The 11,176-nt window shown below is 73.3% G+C and carries 12 protein-coding genes; 11 read left to right on the top strand and 1 reads right to left on the bottom strand.

Annotated features, from left to right (window positions below):
• Window positions 1-192 precede the first annotated feature (192 nt).
• Window positions 193-1,929 (top strand): serine/threonine protein kinase, encoded by a 1,737-nt coding sequence (locus ABD296_RS39340; protein ID WP_344279867.1) that lies wholly within the window; start codon window positions 193-195, stop codon window positions 1,927-1,929.
• Window positions 1,930-1,984: 55 nt separating this feature from the next.
• Here the strand turns inward: ABD296_RS39340 and ABD296_RS39335 are convergent, their stop codons facing one another.
• Window positions 1,985-2,944, bottom strand: coding sequence for a hypothetical protein (locus ABD296_RS39335; protein WP_344279864.1), 960 nt, complete (start codon window positions 2,942-2,944; stop codon window positions 1,985-1,987).
• Window positions 2,945-3,201: 257 nt separating this feature from the next.
• Here ABD296_RS39335 and rsmD point away from each other — a divergent pair, with 257 nt between their 5' ends.
• The 10 genes from rsmD to ABD296_RS39285 form a co-directional block, all read left to right on the top strand.
• The gene (gene rsmD / locus ABD296_RS39330; protein ID WP_344279861.1) at window positions 3,202-3,768 is read left to right on the top strand and encodes a 16S rRNA (guanine(966)-N(2))-methyltransferase RsmD; all 567 of its coding nucleotides are present in this window, start codon (window positions 3,202-3,204) and stop codon (window positions 3,766-3,768) included.
• An 84-nt stretch (window positions 3,769-3,852) separates the two neighbouring features.
• Window positions 3,853-5,307, top strand: coding sequence for a penicillin-binding transpeptidase domain-containing protein (locus ABD296_RS39325; RefSeq protein ID WP_344279858.1), 1,455 nt, complete (start codon window positions 3,853-3,855; stop codon window positions 5,305-5,307).
• Window positions 5,308-5,457: 150 nt separating this feature from the next.
• Window positions 5,458-5,940 (top strand): pantetheine-phosphate adenylyltransferase, encoded by a 483-nt coding sequence (gene coaD, locus ABD296_RS39320; protein WP_344279855.1) that lies wholly within the window; start codon window positions 5,458-5,460, stop codon window positions 5,938-5,940.
• Window positions 5,941-6,082: 142 nt separating this feature from the next.
• Window positions 6,083-6,724, top strand: coding sequence for a YceD family protein (locus tag ABD296_RS39315; RefSeq protein ID WP_344279852.1), 642 nt, complete (start codon window positions 6,083-6,085; stop codon window positions 6,722-6,724).
• Window position 6,725: 1 nt separating this feature from the next.
• Window positions 6,726-6,905 (top strand): 50S ribosomal protein L32, encoded by a 180-nt coding sequence (gene rpmF / locus ABD296_RS39310; protein ID WP_151545395.1) that lies wholly within the window; start codon window positions 6,726-6,728, stop codon window positions 6,903-6,905.
• A 313-nt stretch (window positions 6,906-7,218) separates the two neighbouring features.
• Window positions 7,219-8,076 carry a ribonuclease III gene (rnc, locus tag ABD296_RS39305; protein ID WP_344279846.1) on the top strand — a complete coding sequence of 286 codons (858 nt, stop codon included), beginning with the start codon at window positions 7,219-7,221 and terminating at the stop codon, window positions 8,074-8,076.
• Entirely contained in the window at window positions 8,069-8,962 is an 894-nt protein-coding gene (mutM, locus tag ABD296_RS39300; RefSeq protein ID WP_344279843.1) for a bifunctional DNA-formamidopyrimidine glycosylase/DNA-(apurinic or apyrimidinic site) lyase, read from the top strand. The genes rnc and mutM overlap by 8 nt, the downstream gene beginning before the upstream one ends.
• A 30-nt stretch (window positions 8,963-8,992) precedes the next feature.
• The gene (locus tag ABD296_RS39295) at window positions 8,993-9,301 is read left to right on the top strand and encodes an acylphosphatase (RefSeq protein ID WP_344279841.1); all 309 of its coding nucleotides are present in this window, start codon (window positions 8,993-8,995) and stop codon (window positions 9,299-9,301) included.
• A 178-nt stretch (window positions 9,302-9,479) separates the two neighbouring features.
• Window positions 9,480-9,677, top strand: a complete 198-nt coding sequence (locus tag ABD296_RS39290; protein ID WP_021598747.1) for a hypothetical protein — start codon at window positions 9,480-9,482, stop codon at window positions 9,675-9,677.
• A gap of 347 nt (window positions 9,678-10,024) precedes the next feature.
• Window positions 10,025-11,176: chromosome segregation SMC family protein (locus tag ABD296_RS39285; protein WP_344279836.1), on the top strand; the 1,152-nt coding region annotated here is incomplete at its 3' end.

Below are 11,176 nucleotides of genomic sequence, written 5' to 3'. Positions count from 1 at the left end.
CCACGGAGCGCCAGCGGAGAGGCGAAACGGCCTGTCGGCCGCAACGGGGGTTCCAGGGGGTCGCCCCCTGGGCCAACACCGAGAACTCACGGACGATCACCGACGTCTAACGTGATACCGGAAGGTAAGGGCCGGACGGTGCCCGGGCGGGTAGGTGTTCCCGTGGCGGGTCCACGCGACGGAGGAGTGCCGATGACGCCCGTTGCCCCACTGCGGCCGAGCGACCCGGTGCGGCTGGGGCGCTACGAGCTGCTCGGGCGGCTCGGTGAGGGCGGGCAGAGCGTCGTCTACCTGGGCCGCCGCGACGACGGGATGCACGGGGCGGTCAAGCTGCTGCACGCCCAGCTGAGCCGCAGTTCCGAGTGGCGGGCCCGGTTCCAGCGCGAGCTGAAGCTGATCGAGCGGGTCGCCGGGTTCTGCACCGCGCAGGTCGTCGACGCCGACGTGTCGGGCGAGATGCCGTACGTCGTCAGCGAGTACGTGCCGGGCCCGTCGCTGACCGGGCTGGTCAACGAGCGCGGCCCTCGCGTGGGCACCGACCTGGACCGGCTGGCCATCGGCACGGTCACCGCGCTCGCGGCGATCCACCGGGCGGGGATCCTGCACCGCGATTTCAAGCCGTCGAACGTGCTGATGGGGCCGGACGGCCCACGCGTCATCGACTTCGGCATCGCGCGCGTCGTCGGCGCCTCGGCCGCCAAGGGCAGCGGCGTCGTCGGGACGCCGTCGTACATGGCGCCCGAGCAGGTGACCGATGCCGAGCTGGGCACCGGCGTCGACATGTTCACCTGGGCCGCGACGATGCTGTTCGCGGCGACCGGGCGGCATCCGTTCGGCAACGACTCGATCTCCGCGGTGTTCAACCGGATCCTGCACCAGGACCCGGACCTCTCGCCGCTGCCGGGGACGCTGCGCGGCGCCGTCGCCGCCTGCCTGGCCAAGGACCCGGCGCGGCGCCCCGAGGCCCAGCAGGTGCTGCTCGGCCTGATCGGCCGCGACCCCTCGTCCGCGCCGGAGAACGGCGCCGCGCTGAGCACCGGCGCGCAGCTGGCCGGCGACCGGCGTTCCCCGCCCGCGCCGGACCGGTCCGCGACGGCGGGGACGGGGCCGGCGACGCCGGAGACCGTTCCCCGCGCGCAGAGTCGTGCGGGCCGCCGCGTCGCGCTGGTCGCCGCGCCGCTGGCCGGCCTCGCCGCCGGCGGGACGGCCTGGGCGCTGGTGGCGCACGGTTCTCCGGACGCGCCCGCCAAGGCGTCCACCGACCAGGCGGCCCCGCCCGCGGCGGCGACGACGGCGGTCGCCCCGGCCGCGCAGGCGGTCGCGTCGGTGCTCAGCTTCGACCACTCCGCGCTCGACCGGAACGTGGCGGCGGCGCACCAGGTGTCGACGCCCCGCTACGGCGCCGACTACGACCGGCAGCTCGCTGCCAGCGGCTACCGCAAGGAGCTCCAGGACAAGAAGGGGTCGGTGGCCACGGACGTCGTCGACTCGGCGGTCGTCGGCGCGACCTCGGACAAGGTCACCGTGCTGTCGTTCGTCAAGCGGACGGTGCGCGCCGAGAACGCCTCGCCGCGGCAGCTGTCGGATCCCATGCGCGCGACCATGGTCAAGCAGGGCGACCGGTGGCTTCTCGACACGCTCTACACGCTCAAGGCGGGGTCGCAGCGCGCCGACACGTCGGGGTCCGCGTGGCCGGGTGCGCAGGCGCGCGGCGCTCTCGGCGCCGCCTACGGGGATCCGTCCGTCGTGTCCGGGACGCCGGTGGAGGTGGGCCTGCGCTCCGGAGACCGGCCCGGAACGCTGGCCGCGCTCGTCGCCGTCGGCGACTGCAAGGGCGCGTGCACCGACAAGGACCCGATCTCGTTCCGCCGCCTGCTGCTGCAACGCTCCGGCGGTACGTGGAAGGTGACGTCCTCCGAACGGCTCTGACGCGCGAACGGTCCGGAGGCGCCCGGAACGGCGCGCCCCCGGACCGTGCGGCGCGTCAGGACTCGCGTGCGGCGGCCCGCCTGCGGGTCGCGGCGATCGCCACGCCGCCGGCCGTGATCGCGGCCAGGCCGAGCGCGGCGATGGGCAGCGCGTCCGTGCCGGTGAACGGCAGGCCCTTCCGCGGGACGAACGCCGAGGCCGTGGCCCCGGAGCCCAGCCCGCCGTGGGCGGACGGCAGGTCGGGCAGCAGCGGCGCCGACGGCGGCAGAGCGGGCGGCGCCGGGGCGGGGCTCGGCGGAGTTGGGCTCGTGGGCGGCGGAGGAGTAGGCGGCGAGGGAGGCAGCGGTGACGTCGGCGGCGGGGTCGGAGGAGTAGGCGGCGGGGTCGGGGGACTGGGCGGTGTGGGCGCCTGCGCGCAGCCGCCGCCGATGCACGTGCCGAGGTTCAGGTGCGCCGACACGGGCGTGCCGCTCGCCGGGGCGAGCCCGACGGCGAGTTCGGTGCGGCCCTGGACCAGCTGCCGGCCGGCCGACAGTGTGCCGCCGGTCGCCACCTTCAGGTTCGCGCTTCCGGCCGCCGTCGTGACGTGGCCGTCCACGCGCGCACCGGCCATGAGGGTGGCGTCGTTCAACCCCACGCTCGCACCGGTCCGGACCCGGAGGCCGGCGTCGCCGCCGGGTGTCCTGACGCCCGCGCCCAGGTCGACACCGGCGCCGACGGTGTTCGTGCGCTGGTCGTAGGCGAGCGTGGCGGACAGGTGGACGTCCAAAGCGGGCGCCGCCGGCTTCGCCCTTTTGACGGACGCGGCCGGCTTGGCGTGCTTCCTGGCCTTCTTCGCGGTGACCTTCGCGGGATGACGAAGCTTGACGGGATGGGCCGGGCGCGTGTGGGCGTGCGCCGGAACCTTGGCGGACGCGAGCCGGAGGGGGGAGTGTTCGGCGGGGGGCCGGGAGGCGTCGGCGTTCGACACGCCGCTCATGGCGGCGATGCCGAGCACCGTCGCCCCGGCCGTCACCGCGATTCTCCTACCGTGGTGCACGGGTGCTCCTGAGGGGATGGGTTGCACAACCTGCGAGCACGTTGACACGTCAGGTAGTCGAAGTGAACCGCGATCCCCGTATTTGGGGAGACGTTCACAACGGTCCCAGTGGTCGTTTGTGCACCTTCTTCAACGACCGGCGCGAGTCGGCTGAGTCAGAACGCGCGGTCGGAGCCGCCCGGGGCCGGGAGAGCCCGGCACGGCCGGTCATCCGGTCCTGCGAGACTGGACCGATGACCAGGGTCATCGCGGGGAGCGCGGGGGGACGGCGGCTGGCCGTCCCTTCGGGAAGGGACACCAGGCCGACGAGCGACCGGGCGCGGGAAGGGCTGTTCTCCACCGTGCAGGCGCTGCTCGGGCCGCTGGACGGGCTGCGCGTCGCCGACCTGTACGCCGGGTCGGGCGCGGTCGGGCTGGAGGCGCTGTCGCGGGGCGCGGCGCACGCCCTGCTCGTCGAGTCGCATCCGCGGGCGCTGAAGGTGATCCGGCAGAACGCCGCCGCGCTCGGGCTGCCGGGAGCCGTCCCGCTCGGCGAGAAGGCGGAGCGGCTCGCGCGCACCGCGCCCGACGAGCCGTACGACCTGATCTTCGCCGATCCGCCGTACGCGCTGCCGGACGCCGCCGTCACCGGCCTGCTGGAGGACCTGCGCGACCACGGCTGGGCGGCCCCGGACGCGCTGGTCGTCGTCGAGCGTTCGATACGCGGCCGTGATCTGGTCTGGCCGGACGGATTCGAGGGGGAGCGAGATCGACGGTACGGGGAGGCCGTGTTCTGGTACGGGAGGGCGGTCGGGGCCTGAACGTCCGCTGGACGTCCGCCGGAGATCCCCTGAGAGTACGGGGGCGCCGCGGGTCGTGCGGCGACGCGCGGGTAGGTGTCGGGCATGAGACCCGGGATCGACCGCGCCTTGGGCGCCACATGGGTCGTCGCGCTCGTGATGACGGTCGCCCTGCTCGCGAACGTGACCTACGTGCAGGGGTTCCAGGCGCAGGACCTGCGGGACAGCAGCCTCAACGCGCGCCGCCTGCTGGACCGCAACAAGGTCGAGCGCGGCACGATCGTCGCGGACGGGCAGCGGCTGGCCTGGTCGGAGCTCACCTCGGACGACAGGACCTACCAGCGGCACTATGCCGACAGCAAGATCTTCTCCCCGGTCACGGGGTACTTCTCGCCCTTCACCCAGACCGGGCTGGAAGGCGCCGAGAACCACTTCCTGGACGGCAGCGACGCGCGGCTCGCCACGACGAACCTGGTCGACAAGCTCATCGGCAAGAAGATCCCCGGCGGCACCGTCGAGACGACGATCAACGTGAAGGCGCAGCGCGCCGCCTACGAGGCGCTGCAGGCCACCGGCGCGCGCCGCGCCGCGGCCGTCGCGATCGACGCCGAGACCGGCGCGATCCTGGTGATGGCCTCCACGCCGTCCTACGACGCCAACGACGTCTCGGTGCTGAGCGGGGACAAGGCGCAGGCCGCCTTCAAGGAGCTGAACTCCGAGCCGCTCAAGCCGCTGCTGGACAAGGCGACCGGCGAGGTCTACCCGCCCGGCTCCACGTTCAAGACGATCGTCGCCTCCACCGCCCTGAACGCGGGCAAGAGCGAGGACTCGCAGGTCCGCGCCGGACGCAGCTACCAGGCGCCGGGCGGCGGGCAGCCGATCAACAACGACGCCGGCGACATCGGCGGCGAGTGCGACCAGAACCCGATCCCGCTGATCGACGCCTACGCCCAGTCCTGCAACACCACGTTCGCCTACATGGGCGGGCAGAGCCCGGGCAACGCGGCTGTCCGCGCGCAGGCGCAGAAGTTCGGCTTCGGCGACCGGATCAAGATCGAGGACGGGATGTCCGCCGCGCCCAGCTCGTTCCCGGCGACCGACCAGCCGGTGCTCAGCGCGCTCGGCTCGATCGGGCAGGGCAGCACCGTCGCCACGCCGCTGCAGATGGCGCTGGTCGCCGCGGGCGTGCTGAACGACGGCAAGATCATGAAGCCGTACCTGGTGGACAAGCTGCGCGCCTCCAGCGGCACGGTGGTCGACCAGGCGCACCAGGACGTGCTGGCCCGGCCGCTGACGTCCGACCAGGCGGGCCAGATGCGGGACCTGATGGAGGCCGTCGTCAAGAAGGGCACCGGCAAGACGCTGCAGGGCACCTCGGTGCTCGGCGGCAAGACCGGTACCGCCGACGTGGCGAACGCCTCCTACAACGACCGGTGGTTCATCGGCTTCGGGCCCCGCCCGGACGCCAAGTACGCGGTCGCGGTGATGACCGAGAAGGACGGCTACGGCATCGAGTCCGGGCCGATCGCCGCGAAGATCATCGACGCGCTGGGCGGCTGACCCCGCCCCGCGGGCGACCGGGGGGCGTCCCGCGGGCGCCGGGGCGCCGCGAGCGCGGACGGCCGCGGCGAGCCCGGGTGAAAGCGGGCCGAACCGGATTTGGTACGTTCGCGCCGCAGGTCAGAAACCGGGACCGAAGGGGTTCGCGCCGTGCGCCGTGTCGTCTGTCCGGGATCGTTCGACCCCGTTACCAACGGGCACCTCGACATCATCAGCCGCGCCTCCCGCCTCTATGACGAGGTGGTGGTGGCCGTGCTGATCAACAAGAACAAGAAGAGTCTCTTCACCGTCGACGAGCGCGCCGACATGATCACGGCCGTGGTCAAGCAGTACGGCAACGTCAAGGTGGACAAGTTCTACGGGCTGACCGTGGACTACTGCAAGGAGCAGGACATCCCGGTGATCGTCCGCGGGCTGCGGGCCGTCAGCGACTACGAGTACGAGCTGCAGATGGCGCAGATGAACCACCGCATCGCGGGCGTGGAGACCCTGTTCATGGCGACCAACCCCGAGTACGCCTTCCTGTCCTCCAGCCTGATGAAGGAGGTCGTGAAGTTCGGCGGCGACATCTCCGGCCTCGTCCCCGACAGCGTGCACGACCGCCTGGTGGAGCGCCTCCAGCAGCAGACCTAGCGAGCGGCCCCGGCAGCGGTCTCCGAGGCCCGCCGCAGCGGTCTCCGAGGCCCGCCGCAGGTCGCGGGGACCGCGAGTTGGGGGCATCGCCCGGTCTTCGGTACCCTGGGACATCGGCCATCACCGACGGCCGCAGTTCGCCATGCCTCACGAAAGCAGGATTCCGCTGACTCGCCTCGATCCCAACGCCCCGCTCGTGCTCGACACCCGAGCTCTCAGCAGGCAACCCGGGTCGTCGCGGGAGATGCGCCTGTCCGTGCCGGCCCCGGAGGACTTCGGCGTCGAGATGGTGGGCGTCCCCGAGGGCGCCGCGATCGAGCTGGACCTGCGGCTCGAGGCGGTGCTGGAGGGGGTGCTCGTCACCGGCACGGCGACGGTCCCCCTGGAGGGGGAGTGCGGCCGCTGCCTCGACCCGATCGCCTCGTCCTTCGAGGCGGACTTCCAGGAGCTCTTCGTCTATCCTGACACCCGCTCCGGCGGGAACGCCGAGGACGACGAACTCCGCCTCGAGGACGACCTGATCGACCTCGAGCCGGTGCTCCGGGACGCGGTGCTGCTCGCGCTGCCGCTCTCGCCGCTGTGCCGGGACGACTGTCCCGGGCTGTGCGCGGAGTGCGGCGCACGGCTGGCGGACGACCCGGACCACCACCACGACGTCGCCGACCCGCGTTGGGCGGCGCTGCAGGACCTCGCCGGCGAGCCCTCGCCGGAGCCTCCCGAGGGGGGACGCGGGGACTCCGGTCCCCGTGGATCAGTCGACCAACAAGGAAAGCAGGAGGGCTGACGTGGCCGTCCCGAAGCGGAAGAAGTCGCGCAGCAACACGCGGCACCGGCGCTCGCAGTGGAAGGCCACCGCGCCGACCCTCGTCGAGTGCCCGACGTGCCGTGACAAGAAGCTGCCCCACACCGCGTGCGCGACGTGCGGCACCTACGACCGGCGGCAGGTCATCGCCCCGTCGGCCTGAGCCTTTTCGCATCCTCGGGGGGCGGATCCGCCGGCGGCGCGCCACACGCGCGGCGCCGGCGCCCGCCCCTCGCGGGTGCGCGGCAACCCCGACCACCCGGCGCGTGACGTCGGCGTGGTGAGCGGCGCGGACCCTGCGCCCGGAGCCGTGGTGCACGCCGGGATGACCGACCGGCGCGCACCTCGTCTTCGCGGACGGCGTCCTTCCGGGGCGACCCGGACGCGTCGTGCTTGCTCGCCGTCGCGGCCTTCTCGGCCGCCGCGCCCCTGCGGCGACCGCGCTCTGCGCGGAGCCCGGCCTGCGAGGAGGGCCTGTGAGCAAGAAGTCGTCCGACCCCGCCCCCGACCGCGCGGAGCTGTCCCGTGCCCTCGGCGTGGAGGTCACCCCCGACCTGCTGGAACGCGCGCTGACGCACCGTTCGTACGCCTACGAGAACGGCGGCCTGCCCACCAACGAGCGGCTGGAGTTCCTCGGCGACTCGGTGCTCGGCCTGGTCGTCACCGACACGCTGTTCCGGGGACACCCCGACCTGCCCGAGGGCCAGCTGGCCAAGCTGCGCGCCGCCGTGGTGAACATGCGGGCGCTGGCCGGCGTCGCCCGCGCGCTCGGCGTCGGCGCGCACATCCGGCTCGGCCGGGGCGAGGAGGGCACCGGCGGCCGCGACAAGGCCTCGATCCTCGCCGACACGCTGGAGGCGCTGATCGGCGCCGTCTACCTGGACAAGGGCCTGGACGAGGCGTCGGCGCTCGTGCACCGGCTGTTCGACGCGCTCATCACCCGGTCGGCCGGGCTCGGCGCCGGCCTGGACTGGAAGACATCGCTGCAGGAGCTGACCGCGGTCGAGGAGCTGGGCGTCCCCGAGTACCACGTCGTCGAGAGCGGCCCCGACCACCAGAAGACGTTCCGCGCCTCGGTGCGGGTCGGCGGCACGACCTACGGCGACGGTGAGGGCCGCAGCAAGAAGGAGGCCGAGCAGCACGCCGCCGAGGCCGCCTGGAACGCGATCCGCGAGATCGTCGTCGCGCGGGAGGCCGAGGAGCAGGCGGCCGGCCAGGCCCCGCCCGAGCGGCCCGGCCGGGACGAGCCGGCCGCGGCGGAGCCGGGCGAGCAGCCGAAGGCCCGCACGGCGGGCGCCAACGGGTCGCGCTCGGCCGGGCTCGCCGGTGCCTGAGCTTCCCGAGGTCGAGGTCGTCCGGCGGGGACTGGACCGCTGGACGACCGGCCGGACGATCGCCGCGGCGGAGGTGCTGCACCCGCGGTCGGTCCGCCGGCACGAGGCGGGCCCGGCCGACTTCGCCGGGCGGCTCGCCGGGCGCACCGTGCTGAGCCCGCGCCGCCGCGGCAAGTACATGTGGCTGCCGCTGCGCGCCGACGCGGAGGACGAGCCGGGGGAGGCGCTGCTCGCCCACCTCGGGATGAGCGGGCAGCTGCTCGTCGGCAAGCCCGACCGCGAGCGCGAGAAGCACCTGCGGGTCCGGATGGTCTTCGACGACGACGGCCACGACCTGCGCTTCGTCGACCAGCGGACGTTCGGCCACCTGATGGTCGCCGACCTGGTCCCGGACGCGTTCGCCGCCGGCGCGCTCGTCCCCGAGCCGATCGTGCACATCGCCGCGGACCCGCTGGAGGACGCCTTCGACGCGGACGCGTTCTACGGCGCGCTGCGCCGCCGCAAGACCGGGATCAAACGGGCGCTGCTCGACCAGTCGCTGATCAGCGGGGTCGGCAACATCTACGCCGACGAGGCGCTGTGGCGGGCGAGGCTGCACTGGGCGCGGCCGACCGAGACCATGACGCGTGCGGAGGCCGTCCGCGTCCTGGAGGCCGCCAGGGAGGTCATGGGGGCCGCCCTGGCCGTCGGCGGCACCTCGTTCGACAGCCTCTACGTCGACGTCGACGGGGAGAGCGGCTACTTCGAGCGGTCGCTGGAGGCCTACGGCCGCCGCGACGAGCCCTGCCGCCGCTGCGGGACGCCGATCCGGCGCGACGAGTTCATGAACCGTTCGTCCTACAGCTGTCCGGTGTGCCAGCCGAAACCGCGCCGCGCGCGGTACTAGGCTTCCCGGGTTCGCGATCGAGGGGGCGCCATGGACGACCGGGGGCAGGAGACCGTGCGGCTGACCGCGTGGGTGCGGGGGCACGTGCAGGGGGTCGGTTTCCGCTGGTGGGTGCGCTCGCGGGCGCTGGAGCTGGGCCTGGCGGGCAGCGCCGCGAACCTGGGCGACGGGCGCGTCGAGGTCGTGGCGGAGGGCCCGCGCGAGCGCTGCGAGCTGCTTCTGGACCTTCTGGAGGGCGATGCGCCCGGCGGCGTGCCGGGCCGTCCGGGCAAGGTCACGGGCGTGGCGCGGCGGTGGAGCGAGCCGCGCGGCGAGGCCGCCGGTTTCCTGGAACGGTGACCGGGTACGGAGTTCCGGTTTTTACCTGCTAAACTAGTAGAGGAAGGTTGTTACCGGCCTGTGATGTGCGTCTTGACCAGGACACCGGCCGGTGCGACTCTAGACGGTACGCGCACCGACTTCAGATGTTTCTCGTGCGCGATCCCTGCTGGTTACTCAGCGTGGAGGACCCTTAGTCATGGCGAAGGCTCTACTCGGCCACGTCGGCGGTCCCGACCCCCGGATGGTCGCGGAGATGCGGCGCCTGCAGCAGCGCGTACGTGACCTGGAGGCCGAACTCGTACGGCTCCAGGCGGAGAACGACGCGCTTGCGACGGCGACGGACGACGACGTGATGTCGCTTGCGGTGAAGGACCGTGAACCGGCGCTGACCTGATCGGCGCCTTTATTCTCGAAGTGGACACAGGGGACGCCGGTCACCAGGCGTCCCTTCTGTTTTGCCCGTCGCCGGCCGTCCGTTCCGGTGACCCGTCCGGCCAGGTGATCGATGGTGCGGCGGGCCGCGGAACGGTCGGCCTCCGGTCAAACCTTCGTCCCCTTTTGGTCTGACCGACTTCGAGTGCTCTGCGGCGTTCGCCGCATTTACGGGCATGTGTCCGGCGTCCCGGGTCCTGCCCCGAATCCGCCTCCCGTCCGTGCGGGTGCCGTGCCCGCACCGCCCGCGGCCGGTATCGTTCGTTCGGATTCCCGGAGCCGGCGGCGCAGGAGGAGGACGACGGGCGCGTGTACCTGAAGACCCTGACGCTGCGCGGCTTCAAGTCCTTCGCGTCCTCGACGACGCTGAAGTTCGAGCCGGGCATCACCGCGGTCGTCGGCCCCAACGGGTCGGGCAAGTCCAACGTCGTGGACGCGCTGGCCTGGGTGATGGGCGAGCAGGGCGCCAAGTCGCTGCGCGGCGGCAAGATGGAGGACGTCATCTTCGCCGGCACCGCCAGCCGGGCGCCGCTCGGCCGCGCCGAGGTCGTGCTGACGATCGACAACGCCGACGGCGCGCTGCCGATCGACTACACCGAGGTCACGATCAGCCGGCTGATGTTCCGGTCCGGGTCCAGCGAGTACGCGATCAACGGCGACTCGTGCCGGCTGCTGGACATCCAGGAGCTGCTGTCGGACTCCGGCATCGGCCGCGAGATGCACGTCATCATCGGCCAGGGGCAGCTCGACCGCGTCCTGCACTCCGGCCCCGAGGGCCGCCGCGCGGTCATCGAGGAGGCGGCCGGCGTCCTCAAGCACCGCAAGCGCAAGGAGAAGGCGCTGCGCAAGCTGGACGCGATGCAGGCCAACCTCGCCCGCGTCCAGGACCTCACCACCGAGCTGCGCCGCCAGCTGAAGCCGCTCGGCAAGCAGGCCGAGATCGCCCGCCGCGCCGCCGTCATCCAGGCCGACCTGCGCGACGCCCGGCTGCGGCTGCTCGCCGACGACATGGTCACCCTGCGCACCAGGCTGGAGCAGGAGGCCGCCGACGAGGCCGCCATCCGCGAGCGCCGCACCGAGACCGAGCGCGCGCTGAACGAGGCGCAGGAGCGCGAGGGCGTGCTGGAGGCCGAGGAGGCCGAGCAGGCGCCCGAGCTCGCGCAGGCGCAGGACACCTGGTTCCGGCTGTCGGCGCTCAAGGAGCGGCTGCGCGGCGTCGCCGACCTCGCCGCCGAGCGGCACCGCAACGCCTCCGAAGCCCGCGAGGAGGAGCGGCGCGGCCGCGACCCCGAGGACATGGAGCGCGAGGCCGCCGAGATCCGCGAGCAGGAGGAGATGCTCCGCGCCGCGCTCGACGAGGCGCAGGACGCCCTGGCCGGCGCGGTGGAGGAGCGCACCGGCGCCGAGGAGGCCCTGGCCGCCGAGGAGGGCCGGCTGCAGGCCCGCGCCCCCGCCCCCCCC

The organism is Actinomadura napierensis (assembly GCF_039529375.1).
Taxonomy (GTDB): Bacteria; Actinomycetota; Actinomycetes; order Streptosporangiales; family Streptosporangiaceae; genus Spirillospora; species Spirillospora napierensis.
The sequence above is the reverse complement of the archived record's forward strand: the minus strand, read 5'-3'. Positions and strand labels throughout refer to the sequence as shown.

Coding starts and splice junctions, on each gene's coding strand:
- ABD296_RS39340 (WP_344279867.1), top strand. CDS start 193: ATGACGCCCGTTGCCCCACTGCGGCCGAGCGACCCGGTGCGGCTGGGG.
- rsmD (WP_344279861.1), top strand. CDS start 3,202: ATGACCAGGGTCATCGCGGGGAGCGCGGGGGGACGGCGGCTGGCCGTC.
- ABD296_RS39325 (WP_344279858.1), top strand. CDS start 3,853: ATGAGACCCGGGATCGACCGCGCCTTGGGCGCCACATGGGTCGTCGCG.
- ABD296_RS39315 (WP_344279852.1), top strand. CDS start 6,083: ATGCCTCACGAAAGCAGGATTCCGCTGACTCGCCTCGATCCCAACGCC.
- ABD296_RS39295 (WP_344279841.1), top strand. CDS start 8,993: ATGGACGACCGGGGGCAGGAGACCGTGCGGCTGACCGCGTGGGTGCGG.
- ABD296_RS39290 (WP_021598747.1), top strand. CDS start 9,480: ATGGCGAAGGCTCTACTCGGCCACGTCGGCGGTCCCGACCCCCGGATG.